The following is a 15,434-nucleotide window of genomic DNA, read 5'->3' as shown; positions in this document are numbered from 1 at the left end:
ATCAACTCGGTGATGGATTTTCAGGCGTTTCTGGGTCTGGTGGTGCAGCTTCTTGATGTTTTTCCTCAGCATCTTTCAGCGCGGCTTCTACCAATTCTGGATCAGGTGGGTTAGGGCGCATCAATTCGGGTGCTTCAGGTACGACTTCAGTTTCAGTTACTGCTGCGTCTGCAGTGGAGGCATCTTTTGTATCTTCAGACACATCTGGTGTTGATTCTCCAGCCGCTTGAACAACTTCATCCGCAGCGGTAGACTCAGGCAAAGCCTCCTCTGAAATACCTTCTGGAACCACTTCTACTGAAGTATTTTGCTGTGTTGCCGTAGTAGCGTCTACTTGCTCTGGTAAAGACGTACGATTGTCAATAATTTGAACTGAGTTTGCAGTATTGTTGTTAGTTGTGGGTGTAGGGCTTACCGCAGTTTCTGGAACTGGTGTTTGTTGGCTCAATTGTTGCAACCGCTCTTTTGCAGTAGCTGCACTATTATCTTTACGCTTAGTGAATTGCAACAGCTTAGATAGGAACGAAGACTTGGCAACCTTCTCCTGAACAGTACTTTTTACTTCTTCCGCTGTGGGTGCTACAGTTTGCGAAAGACGTGGAGTGAGCTGTCGTCGGAGTAAGAGCGTTTGGGTGACTGACCACCCCAATAAAGCAACGCCAGCTACTTGACCGAGTAGTACACCCCCTGTGATGCGTCCAGAACACACCCATAGAACTAAGGCGTAGAATAATCCTACCCCGCTCCAAATAAAGTCACCCTTGCGGTGTACCTCAGGAAAAAAGAAAGCTGCCATGTAGATAGCGAGGCTAAAGAAACCTACCGCCAACGCCAGGATGTATGCCAGCATTTGTGGGTTACTCCTTACTGTGTCATCAGACTACATATTTCAATTTTGCGCTTTTATTGTTCAAATAGATACAAATTTAAGCAAATGAGCTAAATCATTCTTGAAATCTACTTATTGGAAGATAAAAACTTAAACCTCTAAGCAGATAAATGTTTTGCTTTTTTTAATATTCTGACAAGGCATTCTCAATGTATTATCTACTTTTGTTCGACTAAAAACACAGGTCAAAAATCTGTCTTTTGCGTGATTTCATCAGAAGACCTGTATTTTAGCTGTAGTTTTGTTCTACTTGTTTAACACTTTTAATCTCTTTTTTACAGAAGATATCTTGAAGTTCGAGCTACCCTGAAGGGAAATCACCTCAATAGCGGAGTTAACAAAGCACACTTATGACACAGCAAAGCTTTGGTGTAATCGGCTTAGCCGTTATGGGCGAAAACCTAGCTCTTAACGTCGAACGCAACGGTTTTCCGGTCGCCGTATACAATCGCACCCCAGAAAAAACAGATGCTTTCATGCACACGCGTGCCCAGGGTAAGAACATAAAAGCTGCGTACTCGCTTGAAGAATTCGTTGGCTTACTTGAGCGACCTCGAAAGATTTTAATTATGGTGAAAGCTGGAGCACCTGTGGATGCAGTGATTGAACAGCTTAAACCATTACTCGATGAAGGCGACATCATCATCGATGGTGGAAACTCTTTGTATGAAGATACAGCACGCCGCACTCGCGAATTAGAACCACTAGGTTTTAGATTTATTGGTATGGGTGTTAGCGGTGGTGAAGAAGGGGCGTTGAATGGTCCGAGCTTGATGCCAGGCGGTACAAAAAGTTCTTACGAATACTTAGAACCAATTTTAACGAAAATTGCGGCTCAGGTAGAAGATGGTCCTTGCGTTACCTATGTTGGTCCTGGTGGCGCTGGACACTACGTCAAGATGGTACACAACGGTATCGAGTACGGCGATATGCAACTGATCGCTGAAGCCTATGATTTACTCAAAAATGCTTTAGGTCTCGACCACAATCGACTACACGAGATTTTTGCCGAGTGGAATACCACTGAAGAACTGAATTCGTTTCTTATTGAAATTACTGCAGATATTTTTAGGTACATCGATCCCGATACAAATCAGCCACTCGTGGAGCAAATCCTTGATGCTGCTGGACAAAAAGGAACAGGGCGTTGGACAGTACAGAGTGCGTTAGAACTAGGTATTGCTATTCCTACAATTACTGCTGCAGTAAATGCTCGCGTGATGTCTTCCTTTAAAAAGGAACGCGTTGCGGCTTCGCAAGTTCTTACAGGTCCTACGGGTAAGTATGAAGGCGATACCGAAGCTTTTATAGATATGATTCGTGATGCGCTATACTGCTCGAAAATCTGCTCTTATGCCCAAGGTATGGCACAGCTAGCAGCTGCCTCAAAAGTATATTGCTACAACCTAAATCTAAGCGAGATGGCTCGCATTTGGAAGGGTGGTTGTATTATCCGCGCTGGTTTCTTAGGTAAGATTCAACACGCTTATCAAGAAGAACCAAATTTACTTAACTTACTTCTAGCACCAGAGTTTAAGCAAACCATTTTGGATCGGCAACATGCTTGGCGCGAAGTGGTAGCCGCTGCCGCTAAATTAGGAATTGCAGTTCCTGCTTTTAGTGCTTCATTAGATTACTTTGACAGTTATCGGCGCGATCGCCTACCCCAAAACCTCACTCAAGCTCAGCGAGACTACTTCGGCGCGCATACTTACGAACGAGTGGATAAAGAAGGGGTCTTCCATACCGAATGGACAAAATTTGATGAAGAGTCTATACAAACATCAACACCAGAGCCATTACAAGCAGATCCAGCAACGACTAACGCTTAGAGGAAATACTAGAAATGTGGTTGCTTAGCGACTAAAGTCGCAGCTAATTAGACAAAAAACACCTGCGTGGTCTAGTTAATTCGTGTAGGAGGTCGAGAAACTTAGGCTAGGAGTGATGGAACTTCTTAAAAGCAGCTAACTCCTAGTCACTTCCTTTTTAAGCATCAGAAGCAGTTAACAGTTGTAACAATTTTTCTACGTTCTCTAAATCGCCAACTAAACGCCGCATTGGTTTTGGCGAAACTTTTATAAGTGTTGGCGTGGCAGCAACTTGAGCGATTTCGGCTTGCTCAGGATGCTTGGTAACGTCAATGATTTTGAGCGTGTATGGATAGTGAAATTGCTCCAGCACTTGCCGTAAACTTTGTAAAATCCGCTCGGTTGCTGCACTATGCTCAGCAACAAACAGGTGTAAAACGTAGGGTGCTTGTGCGTGTTGAACCCTGAATGCTTCAGGTCGCGATCGCTCAAAACGCACAACAAGATCGTTTTCTTCCCAAAGCTGTGGAAATGCAGTACGATACGAAGCAAGCAGCAGAGGATCGCACAATCCTTCCGCGACAGGTGCAGCCTGCCAAACTACATTAGTTTGAAACACGGCATTTAATAAAGCTTGATACCGCAGTACGAGCGGATATGCTTCCGCATAGGTTTGTATCTGCTGTGTCTGTGGGTCTATCCAGCGGTCAATTGTTGCTGTGTAGCAAGGCACGAGAAAGTGTGGTGATTCTGATAAGTTGAGTATTTCTTGTAAACCTGCACACAAATGTAAATGCCAGTGACCTTGTTTACTAGGGTCGATGCAGTAAATGAGATCTCCCCCTGGCGTAAATAGCGCAATACCTTTAAATGTTTCTGTATCTCTCGATTTAGGTTGATGCAACTGTTTGATTAAGGGATCAAAGGTCTTCTAGAAGAGAGGAAGAAGTTACTAGTAGTTAGTAAATAGATGATTATGCACTCTTGACGCTAATCACTAGCCACCAGCCACTAGCTACTAATCACTCTTTCCTTAGTCCTCTACTTTAAACTCTACCGCGTAGAATCATTGCCATCTCATTTGGCTTGGGTGATGCTTCTAAAGCAGTTTCTTCGGTTAGCCGTCCTTCTTCATAGAGTCGATAAATCGATTGATTCATCGTACACATTCCTTCAAAGTTGCAGCGCGGAATGATTGCCTCAATTTCTTCAACTTCATTGCGGATAATGTAATCTTTAATCGCGTCTGTATTAATCATAATTTCGTGAATCGCGGCACGTTTGTTATCTGTTGTCCGCACGAGGCTTTGCGCAATGACTGCAACAAGAGATTCTGCTACCTGAATGCGCATTGGACCTTGCTCGTCAGGGTTGTAAAGGTTGAGAATTCTTTCAATTGTTTTTACAGCACTATTGGTGTGTAAGGTTCCAAAGACAAGGTGTCCGGTTTGCGCAGCTTTCAAAGCTGTGTTGACCGTTTCGCGATCGCGCATTTCGCCAATCAGAATAATATCTGGGTCTTCGCGCAACGATGCTTTTAAAGCGTTATCAAATTTCAACGTATGAATTCCTACTTCGCGCTGCTTAATCAAAGATTTTTTACTTTTATGTACAAATTCTACGGGATCTTCAATCGAGATAATGTGTTTGGGCATTTCTTGATTGATGTAATCGACCATCGCTGCTAGCGTCGTAGACTTACCCGAACCCGTTGGTCCTGTCACTAGAATTAATCCCTTATGGTAGTGACACAAATCGCGAAAAACAGGCGGTAAATTGAGTTGTTCTAGAGTGAGAATTTTTAATGGAATTAACCGCAGCACCATCGCAGGACCATTTAGCGCCACAAATAAATTAATCCGGACGCGCGCTACTCCTTCGTACTGCGTTGCACCGTCATACTCTAAATGCTCGTAAAATTGTTGAATTTGTTGCTCTGTGAGAATTTCTTTCAGCCAGCTAGTAAATGTTGCTTCGTCGGTTATGGGATAGTCAGTAACAATAATTTCTCCACGCTCGCGAAAACGAGGCACCTCACCAACACCTAAGTGTAAATCAGAAATACCTTTGTCGTAGGCTTCGCGCACTAGTTGCTCTAAAGTTGGCGCTATCGTTGTTGAATTTGGCGCAGATTGAGTAGGCGATGTATTCCGTTGGGCAACAGTTTGCATTTGTAGTTGTGTAATATCTCGCTCCGCATGGTTGGGAACTCTCGCTTTTGGCAAAGGCATCGGTGGTACGCGAGGAACTGCGGGTACAGGAATGGCTGGATGCTGTGATTCTGTCATAGGTCGGCTGTAAATGAGTCGCTATCGATTTGAACGTCAAATGCAGACTGCACTATAAAGTCGTGTCATTCGTTTATAGTTTTCCCTAACTGCCCTAGTTTGTATCAGGTGTGGCGTCGCAAGTATTTGAAGTGTTTTCTGTGTTGTTGCTTTTCTTTATAAAAGAGTCGTTTGCTCTAGCTATTTGTATGGAATTTGTTACAGTTTCGCTAAAAAATTAAAGCGTAATAATTATTTGTTTTTAGCATTTAAGTATTTATACCCTTTACAAATGTTTTCCTAACATCAATTGGCGATCGCCTCAACGCCTAAGTCGAGCGCCAGAAGCTAATCAAAATAAATCGAGTTAAAACACTATTGAAAAAATATGCACTCAAAACCAAAGTTAAGTGCCGTGCTCGATTGCCTATTTGCTTAGACAAGAAAAGCAGCAATTATGAGAGAACACCTATTTATTTATAAGAAATGTTAAGAACAGGCAACGAGCTATGACTAACTACTGTTGAAACAACACAATTTGCACGGACGTATATTGAAGACTGAGGCTTGGGATCGCGAAATGGCAAGCTTTATAGCTTTTGTACCTATTGGTAGATGTCAAAAACAAATAGCCAAAATCCTATAACTTAAATTGCGTAGTCATAAATACAATTATGCAAGTGTAAAGTTTAATAACTAAAAGATCATTTTACCAATTGGCTTTTATATACTTATTTTCAATAGATAACGCTAGCTAAAACTAGCCAACGGGCATTTTACTTAATTCAATTTTTGATTCTCTGTGGAGGAGAAGAATATGACTCTAGCTCAAAGCTCCAGTCTAAAAAAGAACTATTATTTCTTCATGCTCAAAAGCTTTTTAATCTGGACTTTTACACTGGCAGTTTGCTTGTTAGTTGTAGGATTTCCGCTGGTCGTTTTAATGGCAACTGTGGGTTCGCTACTATCAATTGTGCTGCAATCGGTGATACCAGTTAGTGCCGTTTTATTAGTTGTAGGTAGCATTATTGCCATTAATGTATTAGCCGTAGTAATTGGGGCTGGTGTACTTACTCTTAAAGGCGTTCATCCAAAAGAAGTGAGTTGGCTCAACTGGCTACACGGCGAGGCAGACACCCTACATACTTCGGTTTACGCAGCTTGTCCACTAACGTGCGAACTGAAGCAATAAGGAGCATCACAAAAGCGGATATTGACAAGGCATGTAAAGTCACAATCCGCAATAACAGTGGTATCTGCCCGGTTGCAGCCGGGTTTTTTCATGCTAAACATATCACAGTACCCGCCTTACAAATTACCGATGACCCAACCTCATTGAAAGAAAATGGTGTAGAGCGACAAAAGATAGGAGAACATATATCAGGGAAATTATGTTCCACAACTCCTAGCACATGGCAAAGGTAAACAAAATCTGCATTATTTTAGGTACGCGACCGGAAGCAATTAAAATGGCTCCGGTCATTCAAGTTTTTCAGCGATCGCCAAGCTTTGATACGCAAGTGATTTTAACAGGTCAACACATTGAGATGGTTGCACAAGTCATGCAGCTATTTGACCTCGAAGCCAACCAAAATCTTGCAATCATGCAACCGCAGCAATCGCTTACTGATATTACTTGTCGCAGCTTACAAGGATTAGAAACTTTGTTTGAGCAACTTCAGCCACAATTAGTTTTAGTCCAAGGCGACACGACAACAGCTTTTGCCGCCGCTTTGGCAGCGTTTTATCAAAAAATTCCTGTAGGTCATGTAGAAGCGGGTTTACGTACCGATGATGTTTTTAATCCTTATCCCGAAGAAGCCAATCGTCGGTTAATATCGCAGCTTACTCAATTACACTTTGCGCCGACAAAGCTAGCAGTGGAAAATTTGCAACGCTCCGGCGTCTTAGGAAAAATCTATCAAACGGGTAATACAGTCATTGACGCGCTGCTATCAGTCGCCCAAAGGCAGCCCGCGTGCAATGTTCCTGGTTTAGAGTGGGGAAAATACCGTGTTTTATTAGCAACGGTGCATCGGCGCGAAAATTGGGGAAAACCCCTGATAAACATCGCTGCAGGATTTTTACAAATTTTAGAGCAGTTTCCCGATACCGCTTTGCTTTTACCATTGCATCGCAACCCGATTGTGCGCGAACCGTTGCAAGCCGCGTTAGGTAACCATCCGCGCGTGTTTTTAACCGAACCATTAGATTATGCCGAGTTAGTTGGGGCAATTGGGCGATCGCACTTGCTGCTTACTGACTCTGGAGGATTGCAAGAAGAAGCGCCGTCATTAGGAAAACCAGTGCTGGTACTGCGCGAAACTACCGAAAGACCTGAAGCAGTTGCGGCAGGGACTGCTAAATTAGTAGGAACTGATCCAGCACAAATTTTAACTGCGGCAAGCCTCCTCTTAAGTAACGCTGATGCTTATCAAGCCATGGCAACCGCGATTAATCCTTTTGGCGACGGTCACGCAGCAGAGCGAATCTTGCAAATTGTAACAGACTACCTGCAATGAGAATGCCAGAGAGTAAAGCTAATTTACAGAGTTAGGGATAAAAGCTAGTCGGGACACATTGTATTTGCGAATTGCGGTAAATCTAACGCTAAATTAACTTCAGTTAGATGCTTTTCGTCCCCGTTAGCACCGAAAATAGAAAAAACCTCAGCCTAAAAGAGGAGTGATGATATAACTTATGGCACTCATGCAGTGGGCAAACGCCGTCTCAACTCGTGCTTCGCTCGAAGCAGCCGTTGCAGAAGTTGTTGATAGAGCTTCTGCTTTGTTACAGTCACCTGCCGATCTTGGGTTAGTTTTTATTTCTGCTGCGTTTACAAGCGAGTATTCCCGCCTGCTTCCACTATTACAGGAACAGCTACCCAGCGTTAAAGTTCTGATTGGTTGTGGCGGTGGAGGTATTATTGGGACAAACCAAAATCAAGTACAAGAATTTGAGGGTGTACCAGCATTAAGTCTGAGTTTGGCGTATCTACCAGGCGTTACAGTTACATCTTTTCATGTTGCAGCAGAGCAACTTCCCGACCCTGATAGTCCGCCGAAAGCGTGGGTAGATTTATTCGGCGTTTCACCGGCAACACAACCTCAGTTTATCTTGCTATCCGACCCTTTTTCGTCAGGCGTAAATGATTTATTGCAAGGCATAGATTATGCTTATCCTGGCTCGATCGCAGTAGGCGGGTTAGCAAGCGGTAGTCAAACTCCTGGGCGAATTGGTTTGTTTTGCAACGAGAAGCTATACCGTTCAGGAACTGTTGGTGTTGCCTTGAGTGGCAATATCGTTCTTGATACCATTGTGGCGCAAGGATGCCGACCGATTGGCGAACCTTACCGCGTCAGTGCCGCTGAACGTAACATTCTACTTGCGCTAAATGAACAACCGCCTTTAGAAGTGCTGCGCGATTTAATTTCAAGTTTAAGCGATGCGGATCGGCAATTAGCTGAACACTCTTTATTTATTGGAGTCGTGCGCGACGAGTTCAAGCAGAATTTAGAGCAAGGAGACTTTTTGATTCGCAATTTGTTAGGCGTCGATCCGAAAGTAGGGGCGATCGCTGTTGCAGATTTAGTCCGCCCTGGACAGCGCATTCAATTCCACCTGCGAGATGCAGAAACTTCAGCGGATGATTTAGAATGGTTGCTGCAACGCTATGTACAAACGCATCCTTATGTATCACCAGCTGCAGCGCTGATGTTTTCTTGCTTGGGGCGTGGTGAAATGCTTTACGGCAGACCTAATTTTGATTCTCAGTTGTTTAGTAGCTATATGCCCAACATTCCCGTGGGTGGTTTTTTCTGTAATGGGGAAATTGGTCCTGTCGGTGGAAGTACTTTTTTGCATGGTTATACTTCGGTATTTGCTATTTGTCGCCAACCTTAAATTAGAGCCAAGTATTCAAATGACAAATGACTCAATTTCGCGATCCACCCACTCGCGTTGATATCTTTCTGCAACAACAGGCTTGACAACAAACTTGGCAGGATTACCGGCTTTAACATCGATGCGTAAGAAAGAATAAGGTCGCCGTTTGTGCGAACCGCGACCGCTGCGACCAAGATAAAGATGCGATCGCGCGACTTCGCGCTCAGTATCACCAACGGTTTCGTATAGCTGCGTGCCTTCTTGACGCTGTCGTCTTAAGCTGTAGCCACTACCACCACAAATAATCCAATTAATATAAGAATCTGCGTGTCCGGTATCTCCTGTAGAAAGATGCTCTAAGCAATGCGCGTGACCTGTCAAAACCAAATCGATAAGTGGACGCTGTAAAGAAGTTGAGCCTAGTTCTTGGGCAACCTCATCGAGTACCCAACGAAGGTTACGACGTACTGCTAAAGTTTGTGCTTGATACCACTTCGTTGACTCAGTAACATAAGGTGGATGATGCAAATAGACAACTCTACCCCGCACTTCTGGCGTGTTCCACGATTCAACAAGTCTTTGTCGCAGCCACGTCAATTGCTCAAAATCCGTGACAGTCGTTTCATCTGCTGCTAATTGCTTATCAATGTCTAGCTTGACTTCTTCGAGTTGTTCTAACTTTGCTTCTAGATCGTCAAGTCTTTCAGCTTCTTCGGGTGAATTTGCATTCAGTTTGCTTGCTTCCTCCATGATTTGCAGCTTTTCTTGCTCTAATTCATAGATACGATCTTCTAAAGTCTGCCGATAAGCTGCGCCTTCGCTTGTCTTTGGGAGGGGTGCGGGAGCGTTGAAGGTGTTCGAATCTAAAGCGAAAAAATCAATACCACCACTACGAAAGGTGTAATATCGGTACGGTAGTCGGGTAAATTCTCCTGGTTTATAAATCAAACAGCGACCAGTATTTGTTGTTGCTGTGTAATGCCGATCGAGGTGGCGCTGCAACTCTGCATCTGTATCAAATGCCTTTAAGTAGTCGATAAAAGCTTTTGCGTAAGCTTTGCCTTGATAAGAACCATGCCAACCAATGTCTAAATCCAAGCGTAACTTCAACATCCGGCGCAAAGGCAGCGTTACGCCTCCCATCAAACCATAAATTAATGGCAGGTCGTAGTAGTCGTGGTTGCCTAATACAGGTAAAATTGGTGTCTTAAACACCATCTCGTCGTAGGCAATTTTTTTTGGTTTTTCACCACCGACAATAAATTCTTTGTAAGGCTCGATAAAGTTTTTTGGGTAGTATTCGCTTGACCCGACTAAATAAACAACATCACCCGTATGAAGGATAAAGCGGGTGAGATCGCTATGCTCTAACATTTTTTTCGCGATTTGACGTTGCGGATTGTGTTTGCGGTGTTTTCCTGAACCGCTATCGCCAATCACCAAAAACGAAAACTCTGGGTTATCGTCCTCTGATGCGAGGACAAAGCGCGTTTGGTCAATTTGTCGTTCAACTATTAGTGGGTCTTGCCACCGTACCCGTTGCTTCATTTGCTCAATTTTCACGGATATCGGCGGATCGGACACAAATTCCATAAACAGTATCTCACTTGTCGTGTTTAGTTCGTCGCGGTTATTACTTCGAGTTATTTGAAAGCGTTCAGCTTGGTTCTACTTGGCTCAGCTGCAATTAAAGTTAACGCAACCTTGATGGCTCAGTAAATTTGAACCAAGCATAGATTACATTCAGACAACAGCTTATTGTCTCTATCATGCTGCATATTCTTGATGCAACAGAAAAACATGCTAACTCAAGACTTCTACTTGCGCCAAATATTTTAGAAACTTGGGTATGCAGTATGCGCAAAAGGCGCGATCGCGTATTGAGTTTTTACCAAGATTCACTCTTAAATCGTTGCTGGCGGTTGTTTGGACTCTACTCGTAGATTAGGTAATCCTTCTAATTTCTCTGTGGCACAGTCTTCAGGAACTGTGGGAACAATAATTGTTAAACCCCCAGGTACACACTCAACTTCAATAGGTGTACTGCCAACTAATTCGCCATCGACAACGACTTTCTGGGGTGGGTTGGTAGAAATTTTAATGCTTCTCGCCCGCAAAAATCCAGTATCAGGTCTATTTGCAACTTCACCACTATAAGCAGATTGCAAGAGGTTATACGCAGCCGCGATCGCCCCCATTGTATTTGTCGGTGCAACAATTGTAACATCCAGCAAGCCATCATCAATGAGTAGTTCTGCCGGTCCTTGGGCTAAAACAGAAGTAGGTGGTGCCGCGTTTGCCACTGTTACCGCGGCAGCATTTAAGGTAATGATTTTATCTTCGGTTTCAATTCGAGTTTCAAAAGACTCTAAATTACGTAACTCTTGAAAACCGGCTAATACATACGCAAGCATACCAAAGCGATTTTTTGCTTCGCGGTCAGCGCGTTCTACAGTTTCTGCTTCAAATCCTACTCCTGCGAGTAACACCATTGGTCTTCCGTTACAATATGCAGCATCGACAACACGGGTTTTACCATCTAGTATTGTTTGACAAGCTGCGGGAATTGTTGCTGGAATACCTAAAGCTGTTGCAAAAGCATTTGCTGTTCCGCGCGAGATAACACCTAGTGGAATTCCTGTACCAACGACAGCTTCTGCTGCTGCAGATAGCGTGCCATCTCCTCCTGATGCAATAATAATTTGTGCGCCTTGTTCTACAGCTTCTTTTGCTATTTCGTCAGCATCTTTTTCAGGAGTCGTCATCCGAATATCAAGATCGAATTCTGGCTCTAGCATACTTTTAATTATTGCTAAGTCTTGTTCGGCATCAGATTGACCTGCAACAGGATTAAAAATCAAGCAAGCTGAACGAGTTGGTCTTTGATTACTGATTATTTGATTACTAGATGTAGAAGCAATTACGAATTGTTCGCTAATTTTTTCTTCTGCATTACGTTGATGAGATATTGCTGTTTCTTGCCGCGTTTGTTTTTTAGCAATCAGTCTATCTTGATATTCTTTAATAACTCGATGCTGGCGATCGTTTAGTTCGTATAAATCTGTTACTTGTATATAATCGTGGTTAGCTTGCTCTGGTTCGGTAAGCGTAATTTGAGGAACTTCTTCTGATACTACAGATTCGATATCGATTGCTAGCTGAGCATATGCTTCTCGCAGTTTTTTTTCGTATTCGTCGTCTACTCCTACTTGGTCGTTGTAGGTAGGAAGGCTTTCTACTTGTTTGCGCTCTACACCTAAAACATAAACTTTTTCGGCTTCATAATCTATGCGAGAATATCCCACAGGAAGCATAACTTGCTTATTAAATATCCACAAGCCAAAATCGACGACAAAGTAGCGAAAGTAACCTTTTTCATCTACTAAAATATCTTTGATGTAACCAACTTTTTCTTGCCCCGTTTCTGTATAAACATTGAAACCAATGATATTTTTACCATCAAAAGATTCAAGATAGTTTGGAGCAAAATCCTTAATCTTTTTAAGAGGCATAAATTTAACTCCTAGTAAAGCATTGAGAATAGATTAGCTTCTAATTTAGAGCGTATTATGGCTACCATAGCAGGAAGGGGTCAGAGCTTGGGATTAAAAGCTAGAAGAGATAGCAGAAATCGTTTTACAAGGATGTTCTCCACCATTGGAGAGTTTCCAAGACCGCGGTTTGCGTACGGAGTTCTTCCATTAAATAAACTTCACAAGACCTATAGAATGGCTATATGTCTATGCTGTAGTTGCAGTTTTTAGCTCAATAACTAAATTTATATATTTATCACGCATTCGCTATTAGGAAAGTATCGAGCCTTAGGTAGATTTAGATGCCGCTATGCTTCTTGTACTATCAGCTCTGCTAGTGCCTATATATATTAATTGCTCTACTTGCTGCGCTTTACATGCGCTGGGTGAATGCGATCGCCATCTAGGTTATTGTTCTATACAGCGGTTTACCTGGATGTACAAGTTTAGGTAACACGCCCACCAATCTGACTTTCTAGTTAAACTGTTGGTTTTGCTTACAACCTAATGTATTTGCGACTAGCTTGCAATACTTGTGAATCGCTGTAATGCTCAGTATTAACTTGTTCTTTTCAACTCCCCAGGTAGGATTCGAACCTACGACCAATCGGTTAACAGCCGACCGCTCTACCACTGAGCTACTGAGGATTGCGAATTACTATATTAATAGCAAACGATTGTATTTGGCAAGTGTTTTAGCAAAAAAAATCTTCGCTGCTGTTGGATGACGTCAGCTCCCTGCTAGCTGAGCTATTAAGCTGCATTTAGGTCTTTTTTAATCCCATTCTCATTTCTGCTAAACGCTGTCGTGCCTTAGTGTCTATTGAGTTTGCTAAAAAACGGCTAGCAGGTTTTCTAGCTGATGTTTTTCCCCGACGCACTCTACAAGCTGTTGTTTGTACCTCAAACTTAAGTTGTGCTGCTGACAAGCATTCTGCCCCATAACCTACCACTGTCAACTGCTGCGCTCTATCGGATGTAGCGACAATGATTCGTGAAATGCGAGAGTAGATTGGTGGTAGTTTACTATTTTTGCTTGTAGTTACATTAGGTACAACACCACGTAAATATGGTCGAAACCCTGCACACACTTTTTCAATGTATGTATCAGCAGTTTCACCAAAGCTCGTGTAGTAGACGGACAAATTTTCTGTAACAGCTTCGTAGTTGCTACAAGTATCTTGATAATGGGCATCAAAGACAACTTGAGTAATATAGCCTTGATATGCGCTGTAATTTGTTAAGTCTTCGATTAACTGCCAACGCGATGCTTCTAGCCCATCGGTGTCTCTTATTTTTTTGAGACAGGGCCAAGCGCCAATTATATTATAGCCGTCAACTAAGAGAACGGCTTGTGGTAAGGAACGGGGCATGATGACCAGCAAGTATTGCTAAAGTTAACATTATTTATTCATATCTTAATAGTAATCGAGGTATATGCTATAACATTTTGATAGATATACGTAGAGAAAGCGCGTTGCAGACTTGTGTGTTTCTAGTTATGAAAGCTAGAGAAATGCTCAGCTATCCCGCAATTGAATAATTTTTAGCCTAGTACAAGGCTTGGACTGTGTTGACTGTAAATACAAAATATTGACAACACAGAATTCTTTGAGCTTTTACTTTGTGCAACTAGGATGCTAATTCTACTTGCATCAAACGCTGTTTAAGTTGCTGAGGATCGCCACGGTCTACTACGCAGCCTTTCTCTAGGAGAAACGCCCCATCGCAATAATCGAGTTCATCTAAACGGTGCGTTACCCACAAAGCTGTTAAATTACGGCTTTTGACTAACCGTCTTACTTGTGCAACTAAATCAAGCTGACTATCTGGATCGAGGAGTGCAGTGGGTTCATCTAACAATAGCACTTCGCTTTGCCGCGCGATCGCACCGGCGATCGCGACTCGTTGTTTTTGTCCTCCACTCAATGCATAAATTGGTCTGCGCTGTAACTCTAGAAGATTAACTGCTGCTAGTGCTTCGGCGACGCGATGACGTACTTGAGTTGGCGATAACTTTTCTTCTACTAATCCAAAAGCTACATCAGCGCCAACAGTTGGCATGACAAGTTGGTGGTCAGGATTTTGAAAGACAAAACCTACAGGTGTTAAGATTTTGCGATCGCCAGACGTAGGCGTTAATAAACCCGCTAAAAGTTTTAGTAGCGTTGATTTACCACTACCGTTAGTGCCTAACAGCATCCAAAATTCGCCCTGTGGAACTTCCAAGGTGCATGATTTTAAGACATCTGCGCCGTTAGACCAACTAAAACATAAGTCGCGCACCTGAATGGCAAAATTAGCCATATAACCACCAACTTTTAAGTTTATTCTGCTAGTGCAAAGAAGCCAGGAGGTCTACCGCTAGCCGCTGCACCTGTTTTTTGAGACATCTGAATACTAGAAATGTCACTCGCTCGTACAGCGATTTTTTTTTCTGTCTGACCCTCACAGTGCAATTCTATAACTTCGGTGCTATTAGAGCGCATAGCTTGTAACAGTTGCTGATAAACAGCTTCTGCATCTTCAGTAACCTTACGTTGTACAGAAAGAGGAAAGGGTGTATTTTTGAGAGTCAAATCAATGTTAAACATCGTAACTATTTATATATTTAGCAGCTGTAAATCTCATTTTTATTTTAGCTACCAGGTTAGTATCAGCGCGGTAAATTTAGTCTATATCAAACGATAGTTGCTAAATTTCCTTAATTATGCATTTTTTTTGTCAAGTTTAACTAAAGATTAAATTCTGTCAAGGATATTGTCACAAAATGACGTTTAGTAGTACAAATATGATTAGAATAAGTAAAGAATCGTAAAGTAAGTTGACAAATCAACTCGTATCTTGCTTGCGGTAATTGTAAAATTACCGAATAAAGGTACGCGATTCTAACACGAAATTATAAGATCTGGAGTTTTTGCTATGACAATAGCAGTAGGACAGGCAACGAGTCGAGGATGGTTCGACGTCGTTGATGACTGGCTAAAAAGAGATCGATTTGTATTCATCGGGTGGTCGGGACTGTTGCTATTTCCGTGCGCCTACATGG

Annotated in this window: 12 protein-coding genes, 1 tRNA gene and 2 pseudogenes; 5 read left to right on the top strand and 10 right to left on the bottom strand. The window is 42.7% G+C overall.

What is annotated here, in order from left to right; translation table 11 throughout:
- Position 1: 1 nt before the first annotated feature.
- A complete protein-coding gene (locus tag B1A85_RS20025; protein WP_104548499.1) occupies positions 2-850 on the bottom strand; it encodes a Ycf66 family protein in 849 nt (282 codons plus the stop codon).
- A gap of 389 nt (positions 851-1,239) precedes the next feature.
- On the opposite strand from B1A85_RS20025, the gene gndA reads away from it, so the two are divergent.
- Complete coding sequence (gndA, locus tag B1A85_RS20020; RefSeq protein WP_104548498.1) at positions 1,240-2,721, top strand: NADP-dependent phosphogluconate dehydrogenase; 1,482 nt, start codon at positions 1,240-1,242, stop codon at positions 2,719-2,721.
- Positions 2,722-2,878: 157 nt separating this feature from the next.
- Here the strand turns inward: gndA and B1A85_RS20015 are convergent, their stop codons facing one another.
- Both B1A85_RS20015 and B1A85_RS20010 read right to left on the bottom strand, forming a co-directional pair.
- Positions 2,879-3,604 (bottom strand): circadian clock KaiB family protein, encoded by a 726-nt coding sequence (locus tag B1A85_RS20015; protein ID WP_104548497.1) that lies wholly within the window; start codon positions 3,602-3,604, stop codon positions 2,879-2,881.
- 142 nt (positions 3,605-3,746) lie between these two features.
- The gene (locus B1A85_RS20010; protein WP_104548496.1) at positions 3,747-4,988 is read right to left on the bottom strand and encodes a type IV pilus twitching motility protein PilT; all 1,242 of its coding nucleotides are present in this window, start codon (positions 4,986-4,988) and stop codon (positions 3,747-3,749) included.
- A 796-nt stretch (positions 4,989-5,784) separates the two neighbouring features.
- Between B1A85_RS20010 and B1A85_RS20005 the strand changes: the two genes are divergently transcribed.
- From B1A85_RS20005 to B1A85_RS19995, 3 genes are all read left to right on the top strand, one after another.
- Entirely contained in the window at positions 5,785-6,159 is a 375-nt protein-coding gene (locus tag B1A85_RS20005) for a hypothetical protein (protein ID WP_104548495.1), read from the top strand.
- A 220-nt stretch (positions 6,160-6,379) separates the two neighbouring features.
- On the top strand, positions 6,380-7,489 hold the full coding sequence (gene wecB, locus B1A85_RS20000) for a non-hydrolyzing UDP-N-acetylglucosamine 2-epimerase (protein WP_104548494.1): 1,110 nt from the start codon (positions 6,380-6,382) through the stop codon (positions 7,487-7,489).
- A gap of 178 nt (positions 7,490-7,667) precedes the next feature.
- On the top strand, positions 7,668-8,870 hold the full coding sequence (locus B1A85_RS19995; protein WP_104548493.1) for an FIST N-terminal domain-containing protein: 1,203 nt from the start codon (positions 7,668-7,670) through the stop codon (positions 8,868-8,870).
- A 15-nt stretch (positions 8,871-8,885) separates the two neighbouring features.
- On the opposite strand, the gene B1A85_RS19990 is transcribed toward B1A85_RS19995, so the two are convergent.
- From B1A85_RS19990 to B1A85_RS19965, 7 genes and pseudogenes are all read right to left on the bottom strand, one after another.
- Positions 8,886-10,445 carry a metallophosphoesterase gene (locus B1A85_RS19990; protein ID WP_104548492.1) on the bottom strand — a complete coding sequence of 520 codons (1,560 nt, stop codon included), beginning with the start codon at positions 10,443-10,445 and terminating at the stop codon, positions 8,886-8,888.
- A gap of 311 nt (positions 10,446-10,756) precedes the next feature.
- Entirely contained in the window at positions 10,757-11,746 is a 990-nt protein-coding gene (locus B1A85_RS26315; RefSeq protein ID WP_371681696.1) for a YegS/Rv2252/BmrU family lipid kinase, read from the bottom strand.
- A gap of 369 nt (positions 11,747-12,115) precedes the next feature.
- A pseudogene (locus B1A85_RS26310) lies at positions 12,116-12,364 on the bottom strand (PRC-barrel domain-containing protein); the annotation flags it as partial.
- Positions 12,365-12,961: 597 nt separating this feature from the next.
- Positions 12,962-13,033, bottom strand: a tRNA-Asn gene (locus tag B1A85_RS19980).
- 116 nt (positions 13,034-13,149) lie between these two features.
- The gene (locus B1A85_RS19975) at positions 13,150-13,758 is read right to left on the bottom strand and encodes an NYN domain-containing protein (RefSeq protein WP_104548490.1); all 609 of its coding nucleotides are present in this window, start codon (positions 13,756-13,758) and stop codon (positions 13,150-13,152) included.
- A 259-nt stretch (positions 13,759-14,017) separates the two neighbouring features.
- Entirely contained in the window at positions 14,018-14,692 is a 675-nt protein-coding gene (locus B1A85_RS19970) for an energy-coupling factor ABC transporter ATP-binding protein (RefSeq protein WP_104548489.1), read from the bottom strand.
- Between the two features lie 20 nt (positions 14,693-14,712).
- Positions 14,713-14,979: a hypothetical protein gene (locus B1A85_RS19965; protein ID WP_104548488.1), complete on the bottom strand. Its 267-nt coding sequence runs from the start codon at positions 14,977-14,979 to the stop codon at positions 14,713-14,715.
- A 328-nt stretch (positions 14,980-15,307) separates the two neighbouring features.
- On the opposite strand from B1A85_RS19965, the pseudogene B1A85_RS19960 reads away from it, so the two are divergent.
- Positions 15,308-15,434, top strand: a pseudogene (locus B1A85_RS19960) (photosystem II D2 protein (photosystem q(a) protein)); the annotation flags it as partial.

This window comes from Chroococcidiopsis sp. TS-821 (genome assembly GCF_002939305.1).
In the GTDB taxonomy this organism is placed as follows: Bacteria; Cyanobacteriota; Cyanobacteriia; order Cyanobacteriales; family Chroococcidiopsidaceae; genus Chroogloeocystis.
The sequence above is the reverse complement of the archived record's forward strand: the minus strand, read 5'-3'. Positions and strand labels throughout refer to the sequence as shown.